At 65.4% G+C, this 21,633-nt stretch carries 20 protein-coding genes; 8 read left to right on the top strand and 12 right to left on the bottom strand.

The annotated features are described in order from the left end of the window. Nucleotides 1-594: 594 nt before the first annotated feature. From JQ573_RS25985 to JQ573_RS25975, 3 genes are all read right to left on the bottom strand, one after another. Nucleotides 595-1,482: a 4-(cytidine 5'-diphospho)-2-C-methyl-D-erythritol kinase gene (locus tag JQ573_RS25985; RefSeq protein WP_212315516.1), complete on the bottom strand. Its 888-nt coding sequence runs from the start codon at nucleotides 1,480-1,482 to the stop codon at nucleotides 595-597. 298 nt (nucleotides 1,483-1,780) lie between these two features. Then, a complete protein-coding gene (locus JQ573_RS25980) occupies nucleotides 1,781-3,568 on the bottom strand; it encodes a tetratricopeptide repeat protein (protein ID WP_212315518.1) in 1,788 nt (595 codons plus the stop codon). Between the two features lie 437 nt (nucleotides 3,569-4,005). Further along, nucleotides 4,006-5,664, bottom strand: a complete 1,659-nt coding sequence (locus JQ573_RS25975; protein ID WP_092124577.1) for an electron transfer flavoprotein-ubiquinone oxidoreductase — start codon at nucleotides 5,662-5,664, stop codon at nucleotides 4,006-4,008. A gap of 192 nt (nucleotides 5,665-5,856) precedes the next feature. Between JQ573_RS25975 and JQ573_RS25970 the strand changes: the two genes are divergently transcribed. Beyond that, nucleotides 5,857-6,666 carry a uracil-DNA glycosylase family protein gene (locus tag JQ573_RS25970; RefSeq protein WP_212316422.1) on the top strand — a complete coding sequence of 270 codons (810 nt, stop codon included), beginning with the start codon at nucleotides 5,857-5,859 and terminating at the stop codon, nucleotides 6,664-6,666. Nucleotides 6,667-6,760: 94 nt separating this feature from the next. Here the strand turns inward: JQ573_RS25970 and JQ573_RS25965 are convergent, their stop codons facing one another. From JQ573_RS25965 to JQ573_RS25950, 4 genes are all read right to left on the bottom strand, one after another. Then, nucleotides 6,761-8,266 (bottom strand): glycosyltransferase family 39 protein, encoded by a 1,506-nt coding sequence (locus tag JQ573_RS25965; RefSeq protein ID WP_212315520.1) that lies wholly within the window; start codon nucleotides 8,264-8,266, stop codon nucleotides 6,761-6,763. A 259-nt stretch (nucleotides 8,267-8,525) separates the two neighbouring features. Continuing rightward, nucleotides 8,526-9,302: a ribonuclease HII gene (locus tag JQ573_RS25960; protein ID WP_212315522.1), complete on the bottom strand. Its 777-nt coding sequence runs from the start codon at nucleotides 9,300-9,302 to the stop codon at nucleotides 8,526-8,528. 78 nt (nucleotides 9,303-9,380) lie between these two features. Then, nucleotides 9,381-9,827, bottom strand: coding sequence for a VOC family protein (locus JQ573_RS25955; RefSeq protein WP_212315524.1), 447 nt, complete (start codon nucleotides 9,825-9,827; stop codon nucleotides 9,381-9,383). Between the two features lie 196 nt (nucleotides 9,828-10,023). After that, complete coding sequence (locus tag JQ573_RS25950) at nucleotides 10,024-11,202, bottom strand: PA0069 family radical SAM protein (RefSeq protein WP_212315525.1); 1,179 nt, start codon at nucleotides 11,200-11,202, stop codon at nucleotides 10,024-10,026. 163 nt (nucleotides 11,203-11,365) lie between these two features. On the opposite strand from JQ573_RS25950, the gene JQ573_RS25945 reads away from it, so the two are divergent. Next, nucleotides 11,366-11,935 carry a glycosyl transferase gene (locus tag JQ573_RS25945; protein ID WP_212315527.1) on the top strand — a complete coding sequence of 190 codons (570 nt, stop codon included), beginning with the start codon at nucleotides 11,366-11,368 and terminating at the stop codon, nucleotides 11,933-11,935. Nucleotides 11,936-12,028: 93 nt separating this feature from the next. Then, nucleotides 12,029-12,970: a helix-turn-helix domain-containing GNAT family N-acetyltransferase gene (locus tag JQ573_RS25940; RefSeq protein WP_212315529.1), complete on the top strand. Its 942-nt coding sequence runs from the start codon at nucleotides 12,029-12,031 to the stop codon at nucleotides 12,968-12,970. Between the two features lie 124 nt (nucleotides 12,971-13,094). Here the strand turns inward: JQ573_RS25940 and moaB are convergent, their stop codons facing one another. Next, complete coding sequence (gene moaB, locus JQ573_RS25935) at nucleotides 13,095-13,658, bottom strand: molybdenum cofactor biosynthesis protein B (RefSeq protein ID WP_212315531.1); 564 nt, start codon at nucleotides 13,656-13,658, stop codon at nucleotides 13,095-13,097. A gap of 135 nt (nucleotides 13,659-13,793) precedes the next feature. Beyond that, nucleotides 13,794-14,729, bottom strand: coding sequence for a neutral zinc metallopeptidase (locus JQ573_RS25930; protein ID WP_212315533.1), 936 nt, complete (start codon nucleotides 14,727-14,729; stop codon nucleotides 13,794-13,796). A 380-nt stretch (nucleotides 14,730-15,109) separates the two neighbouring features. Here JQ573_RS25930 and JQ573_RS25925 point away from each other — a divergent pair, with 380 nt between their 5' ends. From JQ573_RS25925 to JQ573_RS25915, 3 genes are all read left to right on the top strand, one after another. Further along, nucleotides 15,110-16,243, top strand: coding sequence for a site-specific DNA-methyltransferase (locus tag JQ573_RS25925; protein ID WP_097672884.1), 1,134 nt, complete (start codon nucleotides 15,110-15,112; stop codon nucleotides 16,241-16,243). A gap of 237 nt (nucleotides 16,244-16,480) precedes the next feature. Continuing rightward, nucleotides 16,481-16,807, top strand: coding sequence for a hypothetical protein (locus tag JQ573_RS25920; protein ID WP_212315535.1), 327 nt, complete (start codon nucleotides 16,481-16,483; stop codon nucleotides 16,805-16,807). Between the two features lie 133 nt (nucleotides 16,808-16,940). Further along, nucleotides 16,941-17,627, top strand: a complete 687-nt coding sequence (locus tag JQ573_RS25915) for a glutathione S-transferase family protein (protein WP_212315537.1) — start codon at nucleotides 16,941-16,943, stop codon at nucleotides 17,625-17,627. A gap of 67 nt (nucleotides 17,628-17,694) precedes the next feature. Here JQ573_RS25915 and JQ573_RS40665 read toward each other — a convergent pair whose 3' ends face one another. Continuing rightward, nucleotides 17,695-17,916, bottom strand: a complete 222-nt coding sequence (locus tag JQ573_RS40665) for a DUF1127 domain-containing protein (protein WP_283815111.1) — start codon at nucleotides 17,914-17,916, stop codon at nucleotides 17,695-17,697. After that, nucleotides 17,876-18,319: a nuclear transport factor 2 family protein gene (locus JQ573_RS25905; RefSeq protein ID WP_212315539.1), complete on the bottom strand. Its 444-nt coding sequence runs from the start codon at nucleotides 18,317-18,319 to the stop codon at nucleotides 17,876-17,878. The genes JQ573_RS40665 and JQ573_RS25905 overlap by 41 nt, the downstream gene beginning before the upstream one ends. 150 nt (nucleotides 18,320-18,469) lie before the next feature. On the opposite strand from JQ573_RS25905, the gene JQ573_RS25900 reads away from it, so the two are divergent. Continuing rightward, nucleotides 18,470-19,384 (top strand): LysR family transcriptional regulator, encoded by a 915-nt coding sequence (locus JQ573_RS25900; RefSeq protein ID WP_212315540.1) that lies wholly within the window; start codon nucleotides 18,470-18,472, stop codon nucleotides 19,382-19,384. Between the two features lie 167 nt (nucleotides 19,385-19,551). Here JQ573_RS25900 and JQ573_RS25895 read toward each other — a convergent pair whose 3' ends face one another. Continuing rightward, nucleotides 19,552-20,172 (bottom strand): glutathione S-transferase family protein, encoded by a 621-nt coding sequence (locus JQ573_RS25895; RefSeq protein ID WP_212315542.1) that lies wholly within the window; start codon nucleotides 20,170-20,172, stop codon nucleotides 19,552-19,554. A 172-nt stretch (nucleotides 20,173-20,344) separates the two neighbouring features. Between JQ573_RS25895 and JQ573_RS25890 the strand changes: the two genes are divergently transcribed. Continuing rightward, nucleotides 20,345-21,613, top strand: coding sequence for a flavin-dependent oxidoreductase (locus JQ573_RS25890; RefSeq protein WP_212315544.1), 1,269 nt, complete (start codon nucleotides 20,345-20,347; stop codon nucleotides 21,611-21,613). Nucleotides 21,614-21,633 lie beyond the last annotated feature (20 nt).

Raw genomic sequence — 21,633 nt, 5'->3', positions numbered from 1 at the left:
CATTCCGGCTTTCCCTGCGCGATGGGTTACGGCTTACTTCGTGCTCTCCCCGGCGAGACTGGGCTTGCTTGTCACCGCCTTCGCAAGACGCGTTGCATCTTGCGAGAGGACACCTGCCGCTAGGGCGTCAGGACCACACGACTTCACCGTCCGCTTCACGCGCACTCGTCAGTTGCACGATCGGCGTCCACCGCATCTCGACCCACGTTCGTGACGACCGCGAAGCGCCCCTCGATCGGGTGAGACGCATGTATTGAACATCTGAGTTGGGTCAGGCGTCAAGTCAAATTCTGAAAATCGGAACAAATTAGTGGGCGCTGACGGCGCGCAGTTCCGTAGGATGGGTAGAGCGCAGCGAAACCCATCATTGGCGCCACGGTATAAGGCGATGGGTTTCGCTGCGCTCTACCCATCCTACAATCTGAGTTGCCCGTCGGGGCAGTTTGTCGCACCCGCCCGGAACACGGTGCGTAGGGTGGGTTAGCGAAGCGTAACCCACCATTGTCAGCCAAAATGAACGGATCGATCGATGAGAGATCGGTCGGTGGGTTACGCCTACGGCTAACCCACCCGACGAAGTAATTGCGAGCGCCCTCAGCTCAGCGCGCCCGCATGCACCCACCAGCCGGGATGTGCGGCGCGGAGCTTTTCGCCGGCGGCCTGGGCATCGACATCGGTTCCGAACACCGCAAAGCAGGTCGCGCCGGAGCCCGACATGCGCACCAGGCGAACGCCCTTGGTCGCACGCAGCGCGGACAAGACGTCGCTGATGACGGGCTCGATGCGCGCGGCGGGCGCTTCGAGATCGTTGGTGCCGCGCGAAAGCGCCGCGATCCAGTCGTCGACCGCGTGGCCGGCGTCCGGCCAGGACGACGCCTGCATCACGACATCGGTGGCGCCGATCAGGAGCTCGCCATGGCGCAGCCCAAGCGCATTGAAGACATCCTTGGTCGCAACCGGCACGCGCGGATTGACCAGCACGCACGGCATTTTCGGCAGGTCGAGCGGCAGCAGGCCCTCGCCGACGCCGGTCATGTCGCAGGCGCGCGAGGCGACGCATACCGGCACGTCGGCGCCGGTCTGCAGCGCGACCTCCATGATCCTGCTATCGTCGAGCGAGAGCTCGTTGAGCCGCGCCAGCAGCCGCAGCGCAGCCGCGGCATCCGCCGAGCCGCCGCCAATACCGGCCGCGACGGGCAGCACCTTCTCCAGCGTGAAGTGGCCGACCTCGAGGTCCGCGACGCGCTCGCCGAGCAGCCGCGCGGCCTTGAGCACGAGATTATCAGACGTATCGCCGCAGGCATCGGCCAGCGGCCCCAGCATCGAGAGCGACAGCTCAGGCCCCGGCTCGAGCGTGAGACGATCGGCGCAATCGGCAAACGCGACGACGCTCTCCAGGTCGTGAAACCCATCGACGCGCCGCCCGACAACCTTCAGCGTCAGGTTGACCTTGGCACGCCCTTCTTCAATCAGCGCCGGCACGGCGATAAACCCCTAAAAACAAACATGTGCTGCGATTAGCGTAAATCGCCTCACGATCCTATCCCTTTGTTTGCACGGAAATTCCGCCCTTGGCATGCGCTGGGCGCGGGCAAAGCGTCATGGCCATGTATGCTTCCGTCATTCCGGGGCGCCCGAAGGGCGAGCCCGGAATCTCGAGATTCCGGGTTCGATGCTCCGCATCGCCCCGGAATGACGGGAGCCAGAAACGCGGATGCCCGGGACAAAGCCCGGGCATGACGTCTCAACCGGCAATGCAACGCTGGCGAATTGCGCCAGATCAACCGCCCTTGCCGTCGTCGTCCTTCTTCTTGTCGGCGGAGGCGGCGTTCGAGGTGTCGTCCGGCAGGCCGTTGTCGATCTTGGCCTGGATCTTCGGCAGCTCCTCCGGCTCGGGCTTCAGGTCGCGTGCATGCGCCCACTGGAACCTGGCTTCCAGCGTGCGGCCGACGCGCCAGTAGGCGTCGCCGAGATGGTCGTTGATGGTCGGATCTTCCGGCTTCAGGTCGATCGCGCGCTCGAGGTTCTTCACCGCCTCGTCGTAATTGCCGATCCGGTAATAGGCCCAGCCGAGGGAGTCGACGATGTAGCCGTCGTCAGGACGCTGATCGACGGCACGCTTGATCATCTTCATGCCTTCGTCGAGGTTGATGCCCTGGTCGATCCAGGAATAGCCGAGATAGTTCAGCACATGCGGCTGCTCGGGCTGCAGCTCGAGCGCCTTGCGCATGTCGGCCTCGGCCTTGTTCCACTGCTTGGAGCGCTCCTCGCAGATGCCGCGGTAGTAATAGGTGACCCAGGCGTTCTTGTCGCCGCCGGCGACCGGCAGCGCGTCGATCGCCTGCGAATAGGTGGTGGCGCAGTCGGCGAACTTCTTGCGGCCGCGCTCGATGTTGCCGAGCGCCAGGATCGCCTCGATATCCTTCGGCTGATCGGAGGTGACTTCCTTCAGGATCTTGATCGCCTCGTCGCTGCGGTCGGCGGCGTCGAGATTGGTCGCGAGCTGGATCTGCGCGTTGCGCTTCAGCGGCGACGACGCCGGCATCCGCTCATAGACCTTGATCGCCATCTGCGGCTTCTTCACCGATTCATAGAGATCGGCGAGCGACAGCAGGGCCAGCGGGTGGTTCGGCTGCAGATAGAGCGCGAGCTGCAGATAGACCAGCGCGAGGTCCTCGCCGCCGCGGCGGGTCAGCGTCGCACCGATGCCGTACAGCGCCTCGGCGGCGCCGGCCTGCGGTGAATCGATCAGCGGCGGCAGCTTCTTGCCGGCCTTGGTTTCCTTGATGCCTTCCAGCACCAGCGGATGACGCGGCAGCTTCTTGTCGAACGCCTCGTACATCGCGGTCGCGGCGGCGGCTTCCTTGTTGCGCGAGGTCCAGCGCGCATATTCGTCGACCGTGCGCAGCATCGAATCGTCGAGCTTGAACACCTTCTCGAAGCGGGCCCCGGCATCCTTCTCCTTGCCGGACAGCTCGTAGATCATGCCGGCGTGCAGGTCCTTGAAGATCGGATACCATTCGGGGCCGGTCAGCTTGTCGATCGATGCGACCGCACCCTTGCTGTCGCCGGCGCCATAGGCCGCCCAGGCCGACAGCAGCGTCGCCACCAGGTCGGTGATCGGACCGCGCACCGACTGGTTGATGTTGGACTGCGCGGCGGCGTATTTCTTCAGCTTGAGGTCGCGCACGCCGACCACGAGGCGGGCGACGCGGTTGGCCTTGTCCTGGGTCAGGATGCGGTCGGCGAGCTTCACCGCCTCATCAATGTCGCCGTCGGCGAGCGAGGAGATGAAGGCGCGGTCAAGCAGCTCGGAATTCTTCGGATCGGTGCGCAGCGCCGAGCGGTAGAACGCAGCAGCCGAGGCCGCATCGCGCTCGACACTGGCGTGGCGGGCGGCCAGATAGCTGCCGGCGGTGGTCAGCGACTTCAGGTCGGTCTTGCTCGGGAATTGCGCGGCATTGTCGGTCGGATGGTCGGGCGTCTGCGCCGACAGCTGCGCAGGCACGGCAAGCGCCGCGGCAGCAAGAACGGCAATCGTCAGGCGGTTGAAACGGGTGGACAGCATCACGGTCGCCTTGCTCCAGGGGTTTAAGGCCACGAAGGATTTACGGCCAAGATCTTCGCGACAAGATCCTGCGATCAGTCTCAAAATGCGAACCCAAGCGGCGGCATCCCGGCGAGCGACAATGCCGCTTTTGGCGTTTATCCGCAAGGATCGCCCAAAGGTAACCCATGCCGAATCGATTGGCAGATTAGGCCGTTAGGCCTGCCGATCCAGCCAGCCCACCGCAAGACCCTCCCACTATGGCGGTATCGTGACCGGCCCCGGCATATTCGCGTGCGGAAGCAAAAAGCGCCGGATACTGGCGCCGCGGCCCCCTGTTCCGCCTCACCATTGTATCCGGCGGTGCAATCCGGCCGCTCCACACGACGAGAGGACAAGCGGACGCTGCGACGGGCCTCACGCAAATGTGGTCGGCCGCGTCAGCCTCACCCTTGGCCTTACATCGCCTCGTAGTTCGGCCCGCCGCCGCCCTCCGGAGGAACCCAGGTGATGTTGCCGTTGGGGTCCTTCACGTCGCAGGTCTTGCAGTGGACGCAGTTCTGGGCGTTGATCTGGAAGCGCGGGCCGGCCGATTCCTCGACCCACTCATAGACGCCGGCCGGGCAATAGCGGTTGGAGGGACCGGCGAACACGTCGTGCTCCGACGTCTTCTGCAGATTCATGTCGGCGACCTTGAGATGGACCGGCTGGTCCTCCTCATGGTTGGTGTTGGACAGGAACACCGACGACAGCTTGTCGAACGAGATCTTGCCGTCCGGCTTCGGATAGGCGATCGGCTGGTGCTGCTTCGACGGATCGAGCGTCTTGCGGTCCGGCTTGGCGTGCGACTGGGTGCCGAACAGCGAGAAGCCGAGCGTGTTGCACCACATGTCGAAGCCGGAGAGCGCCATTCCGAGCAGGTTGCCGAACTTCGACAGCAGCGGCTTGGCATTACGGACCTTGAACAGGTCCTTGCCGATCGCGGACGAACGCCAGGCATTCTCGTACTCGACGAGTTCGTCATTGGCGCGGCCGGCGCCGAGCGCGGCCGCGACGTGCTCGGCGGCGAGCATGCCGGAGCCCATCGCATTGTGGACGCCCTTGATGCGCGGGACGTTGACGAAGCCGGCCGCGCAGCCGATCAGCGCGCCGCCCGGGAAGGAGAGCCGCGGCACCGACTGGTAGCCGCCCTCGGTGATGGCGCGCGCACCATAGGCAAGCCGCTTACCGCCCTCGAACAGCTCGCGGATATCGGGATGCGTCTTCATCCGCTGGAATTCGTCGAACGGCGACAGGTACGGGTCATTGTAGTTCAGATGCACGACGAAGCCTACCGCGACGCGGTTGTCGTCGTAATGATAGAGGAACGAGCCGCCGCCGGTCTTGTCGTTCAGCGGCCATCCCAGCGTATGCTGAACCCGTCCCTTGCGGTGCTTGGCCGGATCGATCTGCCAGACCTCCTTGAGCCCGATGCCGAATTTCGGCGGCTCGGAGTTGGCATCGAGCTTGAACTTCGCGATCAGCTGCTTCGACAGCGAGCCGCGCGCGCCTTCGGCGAACAACGTGTACTTGCCGAGCAGCTCCATGCCGCGGGTGTAGGAATCCTTGTGGCTGCCGTCCTTGGCGATGCCCATGTCGCCGGTCGCGATGCCGCGCACCGCGCCCTTGTCGTCATAGAGCACCTCAGTGGCGGCAAAGCCCGGGTAGATCTCGACGCCAAGCGCTTCCGCCTTCGGCGCCAGCCAGCGGCAGACATTACCGAGCGAGCCGATATAGTTGTGATGATTGTGCATCAACGGCGGCATGATGAAGTTCGGAATGCGGAACCAGCCTTGCGACGTCGTCCAGTAGAAGCGGTCCTCCTTGACCTGCGTCTTCAACGGACAGTCCGCGTCCTCGCGCCAGTCCGGGATCAACTTGTCGAGCGACACCGGATCAATCACCGCACCCGACAGGATGTGCGCGCCGACCTCGGAGCCCTTCTCCACCACGACGATCGAGAGCTCGGGATTGAGCTGCTTCAGCCGGATCGCGGCCGAGAGGCCCGAGGGGCCGGCGCCGACGATGACGACATCGAATTCCATAGACTCGCGCGGGGGAAGGTCTTCAGCACTCATGATCTTGATCTCAGCCCATTGAGAACGCTTCTAAGCTTTTCAAAAGTCGTTGTTTCCGATTTTTGGCGGAAGGACAACCATGGAATTGCGCTTCCATGGCTTTGCACGGCCCGGATACCGCAGAGAATAATCTTTTCCGAAATCGAGCCTCCACTTTTCTCCGCCATGCTCTAGATTGCAGCCATCATGGCCCTGACGCCCGAGCCCACCCCTACACTGCAGCAATTGCTGGCCTTTTACCTCGAGGCCGGGGTCGATTGCGCGCTTGGCGACGAGCCGATCAACCGGCTGGAAGAGCCCGAGCCAGTTCCCGCCCCCGCCGCGCCGCGTCCAGCTGCACTCAATCCGCTGCGCCCGCCACCGATGCCGGTCGTTCCGCGCAGCGAAATCACCATCGCGCCGGACGCCGCAATCGCCTCCGCGCGCGAGGCCGCACGCACCGCGCCGACGCTTGAAGCCTTGCGCACGCTGATGGAGACATTCGACGGCTGCGCGCTGAAGCACACCGCGACCCGGCTGGTGTTCGCCGATGGCAATCCGCAGGCGCGCGTGATGTTCGTCGGCGAGGCGCCGGGCCGCGACGAGGACATCGAGGGGCTGCCGTTCGTCGGCCGCTCCGGCAAGCTGCTCGACCGCATGATCGCGGCGATCGGGCTCGACCGCAGCAAAGCCTATATCGCCAACGTCATTCCGTGGCGGCCGCCGGGCAACCGGACGCCGACGCCGCAGGAGACGCAGGTGTGCCTGCCCTTCATCCAGCGCCATATCGAGCTGGTGAATCCCGACGTGCTGGTGACACTCGGCAATCCGTCGACGCAGGCATTGCTCGGCACGCGCGAGGGCATCATGCGCACCCGCGGCAAATGGATCGATTACGACACTGGCACGCGCACGATCCGCGCCGTCGCCACCTTCCATCCGGCCTACCTGCTGCGCTCGCCGTCGTACAAGAGATTGTCGTGGCAGGATTTGCGCGCGATCGCGAAGGTGCTTGCTTCGTAGGATGGGTAGAGCGCAGCGAAACCCATCCTTAGCGCAGCGGGCATCAATCGATGGGTTTCGCTTCGCTCTCCCCACCCTACAGATCGACTGATCCCTACCCCTTCGGCCGCACGATCGCCCAGCCGATCCGCAGAACCGGCTGCCGGCCATTGACCAGCCGGTCGAACGAGCGCGGCACTTCCGGCACCAGGCCGGGGAAGCGTTGCGCGAGTTCGGGCGGCGGCGTGCCGGCGGTGTCCTGCGCGCGCCAGACCACGACGCCGCCGGTCTCGTTGAACCCTGCGACCGACAGCCACGGCGTCCGTTGCGGCGCGGCGTCGAGCAAAAGATGCGGACGGCGCCCGTTCATCGCGATCAGGCTGGCGAGCTCTGGATCGCCGGCGACCGCGCGCAGGCGCTGGTTGGTGCGGCGTTCATAGCTGTCGTCGAAGAAGCGTCCCATCGCGGCTGCCGGGAGCGAGGTCGGCACCTCGGTGGTGCTGGTCCAGGGCAGGAACAGCGCCGCCGCCAGTGCGACCGCGGCAGGCGCCGCGACAGCGAAGGCCCACACCGAGCGCAACAGCCGCTGCCGCCTGAGATGGATCAGATCGCCGGTCGCGACGACGACCGCGAGCCCCGACATCAGCAGCGCCACGCCGGCGCCGCCGAAGGCGCGATCCAGATCGAACAGCCCGGAGACGAAGCTGCTCACGATCGCCGGCGCGAACGCGAAGAAATAAACGAAGTGCTGCGCCAGCGGACTGACCGGCGGACGGTAGATGATCGGGGCATCCTCACGGTCGCGGGCGAACCAGCGCGAATTGAGGATCGCCAGCACCACGATTCCGGCGGTCGCCACGATCAGCCCGCCGAGCACGACGCCCCAGCGCAGCGCGCGCGCCTTGAGATCGGCAGCCGCGGGCAAGGCCGGCAGCGCCAGCACGTCGGCGCGGACCAGCCAGATCAGATAGGGCAGCGCCAGCACGATAATGACCAGCAGCGCATAGAGCGGATCGACCGCGCGCAGCGTGCGTCGCCCGCGCTCGGTTGCGAGCGCAAAGCCGACCACGAGCAGGATCATGCCGAGCGCCGCCGGCGTCGTCAGCAGCAGCAGGCCGCAATCGATCGACCAGGCGAACCAGGCGGCGCGCCGGTTCTGCCCGATCAGCTGCCAGGAATGCAGCAGCAGGAGCGCCCACAGCGGACGCGCCAGGATCAGCGGGCCGAACTCGACGCTTGGCGAGGAGAACACCACGACCGTCATCGACAGCAGCACCGCCAGCACGCCCTGCGGGCCGCCGACGATGGCGCGCGCCAATTGGTAGAAGGCGATGAAGGTGGCGATCTCGCAGACCTGCGCCAGCAGATAGACACCGAACACGTGATTGCCGGCGGCGCGGAAGGCGATGTCGGCGAGCCAGAACGAAAGCGGCGGCCCCATGTCGGTGCCGACCTGATACTCGCGGCCGAAGGCGAGGACGGTGGCGAGATCGCCGGGCGGGCTGCCGTAGAAGATCAGCGGCAGAAGCAGCCAGATCGCGGCCTGCACCAGCACCACGACCCACACCACGAGGCGCGGCCGGGCGCGAATCAGTTCGACAACCAGGGAGGTAAACCGCATGAAACGCCTGAAATGCCCCAGCCACCCGCACGTAGCGGCGTCATCTGATCCCGAGGGTTTTGATAAACGGCGGCGACGGTGGAGGCAACGGTGTCGCGCCAGACTGCACTGTAAAGTCAGTCTCCGTTGTCATCACCCGCGAAAGCGGGTGATCCAGTACGCCGCGGCGGCTGGGCTTGAACACAACGGTCTCTGGAATACTGGATCGCCCGGTCGAGCCGGGCGATGACAAGCGAGATTGTGGCTTGGTCCGGCGATCCTACGCCGCCGCGGATGCCGCGGCTTCGCTTTCAGCCTCCGCCGTGAACAGGTCGGGCTCGGCCGGGATCGGGAAATGCTTCAGCCGCGCGGCGACGACCGGCGCGAAGAAGCTGCGGTGATGGGTGCTGGGGCCGAGCCGGTCCAGCGCCTCGAGGTGCTCGGGGACGCCATAGCCCTTGTGCTGCTCGAAACCGTAGCCCGGGCAATCCAGCGCCAGCGCGCACATCAGGCGGTCGCGCGTCACCTTGGCGATGATCGAGGCCGCCGCGATCGAGGCCACGATGCCGTCGCCGCCGATCACCGCGTCGCAGTCGCAGGACGTGGCGAGCTTGTCGCGGCCGTCGACGAAGACGTGCTTCGGCATTTCCGGCAGCGCATGGACGGCGCGCGCCAGCGCCCACAGCGAGGCGCGCAGGATATTGTCGCGGTCGATTCGCGCCGGCGAGGCCACCGCGACCGAGAACGCTGCGGTGGCGCAGATTTCCTCGAACAGTTCCTCGCGGCGCTCGGCGGTCAGCCGCTTGGAATCGTCGAGCCCCTTGGGAACACGAGCAGGATCCAGCACCACGGCGGCGGCGACCACGGGACCCGCCAGCGGGCCGCGCCCGGCCTCGTCGCAGCCGGCGACCGGCCAGATACCGCGCTTGATCAGCGCACGCTCGCGCCGAAAGCTCGGCCGCGTCACCGCGATGACGCGCTTGGCCGGCCTGGCTGATTTCGCCGGCGCCTGCTTCGACGTGGCTTTTGACGCGCTTTTGGCTTTATCCCGAATCATGCGGGGATGGTGATCAAGCCGGCTCCGCGGCGCAACCGGGAACCCGACGCCCTTCCCCGTTATTCAATTCGGCTCGCTCTAATCCGGAATGGACACCCGCCCGCTATCGAGAACCTCGAAGCCCGGCGCGCGCACCACTTCCCAGGCGTGGCCGTCGGGATCGCCGAAATAGCCGCAATAGCCGCCATAGCTCGTCGGCTGCGCGGGCTTGAGCAATGCGGCGCCTTTCGACCGCGCAAACGCCATCACACGATCGACCTCGGCATCGTCGTTGCAGTTCCAGGCAATCGCAACGCCGCGGAACGCTGAAGGCCGCGGCTGATCGGGCAACCCGGCGTCGGCGGCGAGCAGATGCCACGGGAACAGCCCGAGCACGGTGCCGCCGGTCTCGAAGAAGGCGACCTCCTCGCCGGTCGCGCGCATCTTTCTGGTGAAGCCGAGCGATTCGTAGAAGGCGATGCTGGCGCGCATGTCGCTGACGCCGAGCGTGAGGACGGTAAAGCGGGCGGTCGGGGCGTTACTCATTGTTGCACTCACTTTATTTGTGACGTTGCCATTTTATGACGTCGTCGCGATCTTGCTTCTTCGTAGCCCGGATGGAGCGAAGCGTAATCCGGGAAAGTTTTGGCCGCGGACGCAAGGCCCCGGATTTCGCGGAGCCTGTCATCGGCCGCGCGCGTTCGCGCGACCCGTTGGCTGCATCCGGGCTACGGGCTTCCACCTAGAACAAACTGAGCTGCTGCCCGCTGCGCTTCGGCTTGGCGAAGTGATCGGTGGTCAGCTTGGTGCGACGCTTGTTGAGGCCGAGCTTTTCGCAGGCGATCTCGAAACGGCGACCGATCATCCAGGCCATCGGGCCGGTGCCTTTCATCCTTGTGCCCCATTGCGAGTCGTAATCGCGGCCGCCGCGCATGTCGCGGATCAGCGTGAAGACATGACGATAGCGGTCGGGATAGTTCGCCATCAGCCATTCGCGGAACAGATCGCGCACCTCGAGCGGCAGCCGCAGCAGCACATAGCTCGCCTCCCTGGCACCGGCATGCACGGCGGCATCGAGGATACGCTCGATCTCCGAATCGTTCAGCGCCGGGATCACGGGCGCGACCATCACCGTGGTCGGGATGCCGGCATCAGCGAGCCGCTTGATCGCCTCGAGCCGTTTCGACGGGGTCGAAGCGCGCGGCTCCATGGTGCGGGCGAGCTTCGGGTCGAGCGTCGTCACCGAGAGCGCGACCTTGGCGAGATTGCGCTTGGCCATCCGCGCCAGGATGTCGATGTCGCGGGTCACCAGCGCCGACTTGGTCACGATACCGACCGGATGCCCGGCGCGCTCCAGCACCTCGAGGATGCCGCGCATGATTTTGCGTTCGCGCTCGATCGGCTGATAGGGATCGGTGTTGGTGCCGATCGCGATCATCCGCGCCTCGTAGTCGGGCGCCGCCAGCTCCTTCTCGAGCAGCGCGGGCGCATCCGGCTTGGCGAACAGCTTGGATTCGAAGTCCAGCCCCGGCGACAGGCCGAGATAGGCGTGGGTCGGCCGCGCGAAGCAATAGACGCAGCCATGCTCGCAGCCGCGATAGGGATTGATCGAGCGGTCGAAGCCGATATCGGGCGAGTCGTTGCGGGTGATCACCTTGCGCGAGGCGTCGAGCGCCACACTGGTCGAAAACGGCGGCAGGTCTTCGAGGCTCTGCCAGCCGTCGTCGAAGGCAACCCGCGCTTCTGCCTCGTAGCGGCCGCTGGCGTTGGACTGCGCGCCGCGGCCGCGCCGCCGCTCGCGCTCGATCGCGACCGCAAGCTCGGGAAAAGGGGCAGGAACAGGTGAAGGTGCACCCGCCGGGTTATCGGAGGGCGCCGTTACCGGCGGGTGCTTGAGGGCATGAGAGGATGCTCGGCTCATGCTTTAAAGCTAACACAGCTTGAGAACAAATCAAGAACACGAACTGAGAAAATCCACAAAGTGATGGCGCAAAAATCTGCAGGCGAAAAGGCTGCTTTGAATATGACAAGGTGATAACACGGCCGGAGTTTCTCCACCGTTTGAGCCAGCGAAGCCTCAAATCATGCTGAGCGTGATCATCCCCACCGACGGAGTCGAGCGCACCGCAGTCGCAACGCTCGCGGCGCTGGTGCCGGGCGCGGCCGCCGGCGTCATCCGCGAGGTGCTGCTGGTCGACCGCACCAACAGTGATGTGATGGAGCGCGTTGCCGACATCGCCGGCTGTCACTTCCTGCGTTTCGAGGGCACCCGCGCTGCGGCGCTCGCCGCAGGCGCGCGGCAGGCGCGTTCGCCCTGGCTGATGTTCCTGCATCCGGGCGCGGTGCTCGATGCCGGCTGGATCGAGGAGACCACCCAGTTCATCCAGATGGTGGCGGCGAGCGGCAAGGACCGCGCCGGCATCTTCCGCTACGCCCGCGCGCCCTATACCGACCCCGGTCTGCGCGACGGCCTCAAATTCGTCGCCCGGATGATCACCGGTCCCTCGGCCGAACAGGGCCTTCTGATCGCGCGCGAGCATTACGAGCGGATCGGCGGCTACCGGCCGGACGCCCGCCGCTCCGAGGCGCGGCTGCTGCGCCGGCTCGGCCGCTCCTCGCGCACCATGCTGCGCAGCCGGATCATGGTGGCGTAAGGCATATTCAAGCGAAGCAGGCACCGGTTCGCGCGCAGCAAACGCGCCAGAAAGCGCTTGCGGATTATTTGATTCCGTCAAATAATATGTTTGATGAAATCAAACTCCCATGACACCGCCCTCGAGAGCCAGGTCGCTGCGGTCCGCGGCTTCAGCCGGTTCTATACCCGCAAGCTCGGCATCATCGAGCCGAAGCTGCTGCACTCCCCGTACACGCTGCAGGAAGCGCGGATCATCTACGAGCTCGCGCATCGCACGGACTGCACCGCGACGGATCTGGTGCGCGATCTCGACCTCGATGCCGGCTTCGTCAGCCGGACGCTACAGGCACTGCAGCGCCGCCAGATCGTGACCCGCAAGCCGTCAAAGGCCGACAAGCGCGTCAACGAGGTGGCCCTCACCGCCAAGGGCCGCACCGCTGCCGCCGATCTCGACCGCCGCTCGCGCAGCGAGGTCGGGGCGCTGCTGAAGCAGATGGACGGCGACCGCCGCGCCGCGGTGGTGCGTGCCATGAGCACGATCGAGCAATCGCTGGAGCCGCCGGCCGAGAAGCCGGTGAGTTTCCTGCTGCGCAGTCATCGCGTCGGCGACATCGGCTGGGTGATCTCGCGACAGGGACGCGCCTACGCCGAAGAGTACGGCTGGGACATCAGCTACGAGGCATTGGTGGCCGAGATCTGCGCGCAGTTTCTGCGATCGTTCGATCCGGCCTGCGAGCATTGCTGGATCGCGGAGGTCGACGGCGAGCCGGTCGGCTCGGTCTTCCTGGTCAACGGCGGCGACGGGGTCGCCAAGCTGCGGTTGCTCGCGGTGGAGGAGAAGGCGCGGGGGCTCGGCGTCGGCCGCGCGCTGGTCGACCAGTGCGTCCGCTCCGCGCGCGAGATGGGCTACACGAAGATGACGCTGTGGACCCAAAGCATTTTGGTCGCCGCGCGCGGCATCTATGCGCGTGCCGGTTTCCAGCGGGTCAAGGAAGAGAAGCACCACAGTTTTGGCGTCGACCTGGTCGGGGAGACCTGGGAGCTGGAGCTTTAGGACTCAATATCCCGTCATTCCGGGGCGCGCGAAGCGCGAGCCCGGAATCCATTTTGCCGCAGGTCATGCGGGGCGATGGATTCCGGGCTCATCGCTGCGCGATGCTCCGGAATGACAGTGGAGACTACGCGCTCGCGCCCTTCGCCTTCGGGCGGCGCAGATGTTCATCCAGCCGCGGCATGATCTCGACGAAGTTGCAGGGCCGCGTGCGGTAGTCGAGCTGCGCGGCCAGAATGCCGTCCCAGCCGTCGCGGCAGGCGCCGGGCGAACCGGGCAGGCAGAAGATGAAGGTCGCGCCCGCAACGCCGGCGGTGGCGCGGCTCTGGATCGTCGATGCCCCGATCTTGGCATGGCTCAGCATGTGGAAGGCGATCGAAAAGCCGTCCATCCGCTTCTCGAACAGCGGCTCGACCGCCTCCGGCGTCACGTCGCGGCCGGTAAAGCCGGTGCCGCCGGTGGTGATGACGGCATCGACGCCCGGGTCCGCGATCCAGCGCCGGATCACGGCGCGGATCGCCTCGACATCGTCGGTGACGATCTCGCGCGCCGCGAGCTTGTGGCCGGCCGCGGTGAGACGGTCGGCCAGCGTGGTGCCCGACTTGTCATCCGCTAGCGTGCGGGTGTCGGAAATCGTCAGCACCGCGATGTTGAGCGGGATGAAGGTATTGGATTCGTCGGTCGAAGACATCGTGCACCTCTTTCCAGCTCCACAGCTGTCATCCTGAGGTGCGAGCGGAGCGAGCCTCGAAGGATGGGTCACGGGCGCTTCATCCTTCGAGGCTCGCCGAGAGGCGAGCACCTCAGGATGACGCGATCTAGAGAGCTACCCACCCCCACCGAACGTGTTGCAGGCCTGCACGGTGCCCTGCTGGTAGCCGGTCATGAACCATTGCTTGCGCTGCGCGGCGGAGCCGTGGGTGAAGGAATCAGGCACCACCCTGCCCGTCGCCTGCCGCTGCAGCGTGTCGTCGCCGATCGCGTTCGCCGTGGTCAGCGCGGCGTCGATGTCGCCGGCCTCGAGGAAGCCCGGCCGCTTCTTCTCCTCGCGGTTGACCCAGACGCCGGAGAGACAATCGGCCTGCAACTCGACCTTGACCTGAAGCGCGTTGGCCTCGGCCTTGCTGCCGGCCTGCTGCTGCAACCGGTTCACCCGCGGGATGATGCCGAGCAGGTTCTGGATGTGATGGCCGGCCTCATGCGCGATGATATAGGCCGCGGTGAATTTGCAGGCGTTGCCCGAGCAGCCGCGGAAGCGCGTCTCGACCTCGCGGAAGAAGCCGGTGTCGAGGAAGATGGTCTTGTCCGGCGGGCAGTAGAACGGTCCCATCGCCGACTGCGCCATGCCGCAGCGGCCGCCATTGGTGGCGTTGCGGAACAGCACGATCTTCGGACCGGTGTAGGTCTGGCCCGAGGCCTGGAAGATCTCGCTCCAGCGATCGTCGATTTCGCCGAGGATACCGGCGATCATGCTGCCCATCTCGTCGGTCGGCGCGCCGCGCTTGGCCTGCCCGCCCGACGACTGCCGATCGGTCTGATAGGTCGGCGCCTGGCCGCCGCCGGTGAGAATCTCGGCGCCGCCGATCAGGATGCGCGGATCGATGCCGAAGGCGTAGCCGAGCAGGCCGAGCACGATGACCGTGCCGATGCCGAGCCCACCACCGCCGCCCATCGGAATGCCGAAGCCGCCACCACCGCCGCCTCCGCTGTCGTCGCGACGGTCTTCGACATCGTCGCTGCGGCGGAAATCATCATAGCGCATGGCGGTTTCCCTTCATTCCAGTCGGCGCCCCAATGCGGGACACACCAACCTAAAATTTCCATTCTGTTAATCAATATCCTGCCCGGCAAAAATTGCCTAGTCCGCAGACGTGCATCCTTTGCAGTGCGAACACGACAAGCAGCGGCCAATTTACCGGCCGAATCGTGCCGGTTTGATGATCCGCAAAATTTTTCGCCGAACGCGCTGATGTTGCAGCACAACGCAAACGACAATGCGCCACGCCGTTCAAAAGCTGCTGCAATCTTTTGCAAGAACATTTCCAATTAAGTCGATTTTTACTTTGCCGGGTCAATGTGGCGCCAGTCGGTTGTTTAGTCCCGCGTCGCCGACAGCGTCGCCTGAGTCAGAGTTCTTGAGTCATGGTAGTGTCGCGTCGCGGGGCGTCTGCAAGGGCGCCCCGCACTAAATTTGAGAGTGCCCCGTCGAGCCACATCGTCATTGGCGATTGCGTGGCCGAGTTGTCGAAGCTTCAGGCCGGCTCGGTCGACCTGGTCTTCGCGGATCCTCCCTACAATCTGCAGCTCAAGGGCGATCTCAAGCGCCCCGACGAATCGCATGTCGATGCCGTCAACGACGACTGGGACAAGTTCTCGTCGTTCGCTGCCTATGACGATTTCACCCGCGCCTGGCTGCTCGCCTGTCGCCGCGTGATGAAGCCGTCTGCAACGCTGTGGGTGATCGGCTCCTATCACAATATCTTCCGCGTCGGCGCGATCATGCAGGACCTCGGCTTCTGGCTCCTGAACGACATCGTGTGGCGCAAGTCCAATCCGATGCCGAATTTCCGCGGCCGCCGCTTCACCAACGCCCACGAGACCATGATCTGGGCCGCGCGCGACGAGAAGGCCAAGGGCTACACCTTCAATTACGAAGCGCTGAAGGCGTCCAATGAGGACGTGCAGGCGCGCTCCGACTGGTTGATCCCGCTGTGCACCGGCGAGGAACGCCTCAAGGGCGACGACGGCAAGAAGGTCCATCCGACGCAGAAGCCCGAGCAACTGCTCGCCCGCGTGCTGCTGTCGTCGTCGAAGCCCGGCGATCTCGTGATCGATCCGTTCAACGGCACCGGAACGACAGGCGCGGTCGCCAAAAGGCTCGGCCGCAACTATATTGGCTTCGAGCGCGACCGGACCTATGCCGCCGCCGCCGAAGCCCGCATCGCCGCGATCGAGCCGCTGCCGGCCGAGACCCTGGCCCCGTTCATGACCGCGCGCGAGGCGCCGCGGGTGGCATTCTCCGAACTGATCGAACGCGGCATGATCGTGCCCGGCGCCAAACTCGTCGATGCCAAGAAGCGCCACGGCGCCCTGGTGCGCGCCGACGGCGCCATCATGCTCGGCGACAAGGTCGGCTCGATCCACCGCATCGGCGCGGTCGCGCAAGGCTCCGGCGCCTGCAACGGCTGGACCTTCTGGCACGTCGAGACCAAGACCGGCCTCAGGCTGATCGACGAACTGCGCGCCGAGATCCGCTCCGGCATGGCGGTGGGCTGAGCAGGCACGCGATCCGGATTATCCTTCCTTCGTCATTCCGGGGCTCGCGAAGCGAGAACCCGGAATCCATCGCCCCACATAAACCGCGGCCCAATGGATTCCGGGCTCGCCGCTTCGCGGCGCCCCGGAATGACGCGTTGGGACAGATGACGCCGTCTTGAACGCAGGCCGCCTTGTTGCGCCACCGCGGCGGGCCTACATTGACGTCCGTCACTTGCCGTTTCGATTGGTCGCCCGATGCGAAGACAATCCGAGACCTTGCTGCTGGTGCCGCTGTTGCCGATCTTCCTGCTCGGCATGTTTCCGATGCTGCTGATCGGCCTGCTCGGATTCTTCGGCCTGATCATTTTCGGCATCCTGCTGGTCTGCGTCGGCCTCACGCTCGCCCTCGAGGCGCATGGCGAGTTCAATGAAGAGATCATCGTGCACGGCCATGTCCGCGGCTCCGAGCGCGCGACGCAGCTTTCCAACCTGCACGCCGCGACCCGCTCCGCCGCCGTGCTGGACGTCGCGGGCGTGGCACTGATCGTCGCGGGTATCCTGGGCTTCTTCTGGGCCGGCTGACCGGCGCGCCACGCGACCCTGATTCACAAACTCGTCGCTTGCGCATTGCAGCGAATTTTGCGCATGAGGGGCCAAGCGGCCTTGCCCCGCCGCGTCCCGATCTCGCCGGTCACAAAACCAAGGGAGTCCCTTCATGATCAAATTCTATTTCAACGGTGCGCCGAACCCGAACAAGGTTGCCCTGTTCCTGGAAGAATCCGGCCTGCCGTTCGAGGCGATTCCGGTCGACACCCGCAAGGGCGAGCAGTTCGCGCCGGAATTCCTCAAGGTCAATCCGAACGGCAAGGTGCCGGCGATCGACGATGACGGGGTGCTGGTGTTCGACTCCAACGCCATCCTGCTTTACCTCGCCGAGGAGAACGGCAAGTTCCTGCCCGCCAACACGCCCGCCAACCGCGCCGCGACGCTGTCCTGGCTGATGTTCATCGCAACCGGCCTCGGCCCCTATTCCGGCCAGGCGGTGCATTTCAAGCATTTCGCGCCGAAGGACCTCGACTACGCCAACAACCGTTACCAGTACGAGGCGCATCGCCACTACAAGATCCTCGACGATCACCTGGCGAAATCGCGCTACATGGTCGGCGACAGCTACACGATCGTCGACATGGCGTTCTGGGGCTGGGCGCGGATGGCGCCGTTCATCCTCGGCGAGGAAGGCTACGCCAAATATCCGAACGTGAAGCGGCTGGTCGACGAGATCTCGGCGCGGCCGGCAGCGGCGCGCGCGATCGCGCTGAAGGACAAGCACACCTTCAAGACGGAGATGGACGACGCGGCCCGCGACATCATGTTCGGCCACCTCAAGTCCAAGGTGGCATAAGCACTGCGCAGGGTGGGCAAGGACGCACAGCGCCATGCCCACCCTGCATGCGGCGATCGTTTCGCTCTCACGGCGGCCAGTACGGCCTGCCCTTGTCATAGCGGCCGTGGTCGACGACGTCGGCGCGGCAGATCCCGATATCCTGCAACTCGCGTTCGCTCATGGCGGCAAGCTGCCGCCATGCGCGCCGGTTCTCACGCCACCGCCGGATCCAGGCGAGCGCCGCCGCGACTGCGGCAGTCAGTGCTTCAACCCGCCGCGCGAACCGCGGCCGCCGGAAACGGACCAAGTGCCTTCTCGGTCAGCACCGAGTCGCAATATTCCCGGATCTCCTTGATCCGGCCGCCGTCGAAGCGAAACACCAGGCAATAATCGTTGTCGTAGCGCTGGCCTTCCTTGGTGAGGTTGTTGCCCTTGGCCTCGACCGCGACGATGTCGCCGTCGGCGATGAAGCGATGGGCGATGGTGCGGCCACGCTCCACCAGCCTGGAGCGGACGTGGCCGTGCAGGTCGTTCATGATCGATTGCTTGCCGGTAAAGTTGCGCGCCCAGGAATATTGCCCGGTCACGGTCCAGATCGCATCGTCGGCGAGATTTGCCACCAGCAGCGATTTCTCGCGCACCGCGGGATCGGGATCGCCCGCGATCGCGAATATCTCCTGCACCAGTTTCTTGTTGTCGGCTGCGCTCATGGCGCGTCTCCTTGCGATGAATTGGCTCTGACTTGAGGCGTTTGCCACGGTGAACCACTATCGGTTTCGGTGAAAACGCCTTGCCTCCAGACCATGCAGCGCCAGCGTGCATTCTTCCAATCGATAGATGGTATGATATATATTCACCCGATGAATTTGAATTCGCTTGACCTCAATCTGCTGGTCGCGCTCGACGCTCTGCTGCGCGATGCCAATGTCAGCCGCGCCGCGATGCGGCTCAACCTGTCGCAGCCGGCGACCAGCCACGCGTTGCAGCGGCTGCGCGACCTGATCGGCGATCCGCTGCTGGTGCGCAACGGCGCGCGGATGGAGCTGACGCCGCGGGCGCAGGCGCTGCGTTCACCGCTGGCGCAGGCGCTCGACCAGGTGCGCACGCTGTTCGTATCCGATGATTTCGATCCGGCGCGCAGCGAGCGGCATTTCCGCCTGATGATGCCCGACCTCGCCGTCGAGCTCCTGATGCCGCGGCTGATGGAGAAGGTGACGCAGCTGGCGCCGAACGTCACCATCGACGTGGTGCCGTGGCGGAGCTCCCCGATCTTCACCCCCGACTTCGCCCGCACCATCGATCTCGTGATCTCGATCGGCAATTCCTTCAAGGGATTTCACCGCCAGCGGCTCTACACCGACATCGATGCGCTCGCAGTGCGGCGCGGCCATCCCGCCGGCGTCAAACTCAGGAAGCGCGAGGCGTTCCTGGCCGCGCGGCATGTCGCCGTGATCATCCGCGGCCACAACGAGGATCTGATCGACACCTGGCTGCGCGCCAAGGGCATCCAGCGGCGGATCGCGCTGGTGGTGCCGGGCTATATCGAGGCGCTGCACGTCACCGCGCGCACCGACCTCGTCGCCTTCGTGCCGCGCCGGCTGATCTCCGCGCTGGCAAAACAACTATCGCTGGTAACGGTAACGCCGCCGCTCGATCCCGGCATCGACGAGCAGCACATGTTCTATCCGACCCGGGCGCAGATGGATCCCGGTTCGATCTGGCTGCGCCGGCTGATGCTGGAGACCGGACGCGAGTTGGAGACGCGGAAGGTGTGAAGGCGCTCTCTCTCCGCGCGTCGTCCCGGCGAAGGCCGGGACCCATAACCACAGGGTTGCGTTGTGAGAGCGAGCTGCGGCCCCAGCGTCGCGCGACAATGATCGTTGGTGGTTATGGGTCCCGGGTCGCGCTGCGCTTGCCCGGGACGACACCGAATTTCTCGCGCTTACACCTTCTGCTCAGCGAGCACCTTCTGCACCGCCGGCCGTTGCTCCATCGCGGCGCGATGCGCCTTCACTTTGGGCAGGGTCGCGATGTCGACGCCGTCGCCATCGAGCCAGAGCGCGAGCGTGTAGAGATAGGCGTCGCCGACCGTGTAGCTGTCGCCCATCACCCACGGACCCTTCAGCATGTCGCGCTCGATCAGGTTGAAGCAGGCGCCCATGGTCTTCGGGACCATCGTCTTCATGTCGGCGAACGACGTCTCCTGCGTCGCCCAGCGCGCGCCGCGCATCTTGTGGGCGTGGCAGACATGCACCGTCGAGCAGAGGTAGGAATTGAAGGCCTGCAGCCTGGCGAATGCGAAGGCGTCGTCGAGCGGCGCGAGCTTCGCCTGCGGATAGGTCTGCGCGATGTAGGCCAGCATCGCCGGCGTCTCGGTGAGCACGCCGTGGTCGGTCACCAGCGCCGGGACGCGGCCCTTCGGATTGATCTTCAGATACTCCGGGCTGTTCTGCTGGTTGATCTTGAAATCGAGCCGCTCGACCGAATAGGGCGCGCCGGCCTCGGCCAGCGCGATGTGGGACGCGAGGGCGCAGGTGCCGGGGGCGGTATAGAGCTTGAGCATGTCGTTGTCCTCTGCGGGCCTTGTCGGTTCGTTGCGAACCCGGCCTGGCTTGTTTTGAGATGCGGCGGACGTTAGCGGCAGCCCCCCTTGCCGTCCACCCCGCGCGGTGCCGCGGACCTTGCCCGCAGTCGGGCCGCCATGCGATGACCATGGCCAATCGAGAGGGCTTTTCATGACTGTGCTGATTGCAGGTGGCGGAATTGGCGGGCTGACGCTGGCGCTCAGCCTGAACCAGATCGGCGTGCCCTGCCGCGTCTTCGAAAGCGTGCCCGAGCTGCGGCCGCTCGGCGTCGGCATCAACGTGCTGCCGCATGCGGTGCGCGAACTGATCGAGCTCGGCCTGCACGATGTGCTCGACGCATCAGCGGTGCGCACCCGCGAGCTCGCCTATTTCTCCAAGCACGGCAAACCGATCTGGAGCGAGCCGCGCGGCCTCGAGGCCGGCTATAAATGGCCGCAGTTCTCGATCCATCGCGGCCGGCTGCAGCAGCTGCTGCTCGACGCCGCGACCGAACGGCTGGGACGTGAGAACATCCTGACCAGCCATCACCTCACCGGCTGGACCGAGACCGCCGACGGCGTCCGCGCCGACTTCGTCGACAAGGCGACCGGCAAGCCGGCCGGCAGCCATGGCGGCGCGGTGCTGATCGCCGCCGACGGCATCCATTCGGCGGTGCGCGAGAAACTCTATCCGCAGGAGGGGCCGCCGATCTGGAACGGCCGCATCCTGTGGCGCGGCATCACCCGCGGAAATGCCTTCCTGACCGGCCGCACCATGATCATGGCCGGCCACGAGACCCTGAAATTCGTCTGCTATCCGATCTCGAAGGAAGCCGGCCCCGACGGCAAGTTCGACCTCAACTGGGTCGCTGAACGCCACATGCCGCCGACCTATCAGTGGCGCCGCGAGGACTATAACCGCACGGCCAAGCTCGACGAGTTCCTGCCGTGGTTCGAGAGCTGGAATTTTGACTGGCTCGACGTGCCCGGGCTGATCCGGAACTGTCCGCATGCCTACGAATATCCGCTGGTCGATCGCGACCCGATCCCGCAATGGACCTTCGGCCGCGTCACGCTGATGGGCGACGCCGCGCACCCGATGTACCCGATCGGCTCCAACGGCGCCTCCCAGGCGATCCTCGATGCGCGCACGCTGACGCGCGAGATTTTGGCGCATGGCCCGACGCAGGCGGCGCTATTGGCCTATGAGGCCGAGCGGCGTCCGGCGACGACCGATCTCGTGATGCTGAACCGCCGCAACGGTCCGGAACAGGTGATGCAGCTGGTCGAGGAGCGCGCACCCAACGGCTTTGGCGTCGTCACCGACGTGCTGTCGCAGCAGGAGCTGGAAGACATCGCCGCCAACTACAAGCGCGTCGCCGGCTTCCAGGTCGAGGGGTTGAACGCCAAGCCGCCGATCGTGCAGCGGACGGGAGCCTAAGGGCTGCGTGACTTGAAGCA

This window comes from Bradyrhizobium sp. AUGA SZCCT0105 (assembly GCF_018129565.1).
Classification (GTDB): Bacteria; Pseudomonadota; Alphaproteobacteria; order Rhizobiales; family Xanthobacteraceae; genus Bradyrhizobium.
Note: the sequence above shows the minus strand (reverse complement) of the source record. Positions and strands in the feature narration are given on the sequence as shown.

What these genes read in the sequence shown, in the direction of transcription:
- JQ573_RS25915 (WP_212315537.1), top strand. Translation starts at nt 16,941, where the DNA reads ATGATCAAATTCTATTTCAACGGTGCGCCGAACCCGAACAAGGTTGCC.
- JQ573_RS25960 (WP_212315522.1), bottom strand. Translation starts at nt 9,302, where the DNA reads ATGATTCGGGATAAAGCCAAAAGCGCGTCAAAAGCCACGTCGAAGCAG.
- JQ573_RS25930 (WP_212315533.1), bottom strand. Translation starts at nt 14,729, where the DNA reads ATGCGCTATGATGATTTCCGCCGCAGCGACGATGTCGAAGACCGTCGC.
- JQ573_RS25890 (WP_212315544.1), top strand. Translation starts at nt 20,345, where the DNA reads ATGACTGTGCTGATTGCAGGTGGCGGAATTGGCGGGCTGACGCTGGCG.
- JQ573_RS25895 (WP_212315542.1), bottom strand. Translation starts at nt 20,172, where the DNA reads ATGCTCAAGCTCTATACCGCCCCCGGCACCTGCGCCCTCGCGTCCCAC.
- moaB (WP_212315531.1), bottom strand. Translation starts at nt 13,658, where the DNA reads ATGTCTTCGACCGACGAATCCAATACCTTCATCCCGCTCAACATCGCG.
- JQ573_RS25950 (WP_212315525.1), bottom strand. Translation starts at nt 11,202, where the DNA reads ATGAGCCGAGCATCCTCTCATGCCCTCAAGCACCCGCCGGTAACGGCG.
- JQ573_RS25945 (WP_212315527.1), top strand. Translation starts at nt 11,366, where the DNA reads ATGCTGAGCGTGATCATCCCCACCGACGGAGTCGAGCGCACCGCAGTC.
- JQ573_RS25965 (WP_212315520.1), bottom strand. Translation starts at nt 8,266, where the DNA reads ATGCGGTTTACCTCCCTGGTTGTCGAACTGATTCGCGCCCGGCCGCGC.
- JQ573_RS25955 (WP_212315524.1), bottom strand. Translation starts at nt 9,827, where the DNA reads ATGAGTAACGCCCCGACCGCCCGCTTTACCGTCCTCACGCTCGGCGTC.
- JQ573_RS25920 (WP_212315535.1), top strand. Translation starts at nt 16,481, where the DNA reads ATGCGAAGACAATCCGAGACCTTGCTGCTGGTGCCGCTGTTGCCGATC.
- JQ573_RS25980 (WP_212315518.1), bottom strand. Translation starts at nt 3,568, where the DNA reads ATGCTGTCCACCCGTTTCAACCGCCTGACGATTGCCGTTCTTGCTGCC.
- JQ573_RS25925 (WP_097672884.1), top strand. Translation starts at nt 15,110, where the DNA reads ATGGTAGTGTCGCGTCGCGGGGCGTCTGCAAGGGCGCCCCGCACTAAA.
- JQ573_RS25900 (WP_212315540.1), top strand. Translation starts at nt 18,470, where the DNA reads ATGAATTTGAATTCGCTTGACCTCAATCTGCTGGTCGCGCTCGACGCT.
- JQ573_RS25905 (WP_212315539.1), bottom strand. Translation starts at nt 18,319, where the DNA reads ATGAGCGCAGCCGACAACAAGAAACTGGTGCAGGAGATATTCGCGATC.
- JQ573_RS25940 (WP_212315529.1), top strand. Translation starts at nt 12,029, where the DNA reads ATGAAATCAAACTCCCATGACACCGCCCTCGAGAGCCAGGTCGCTGCG.
- JQ573_RS25975 (WP_092124577.1), bottom strand. Translation starts at nt 5,664, where the DNA reads ATGAGTGCTGAAGACCTTCCCCCGCGCGAGTCTATGGAATTCGATGTC.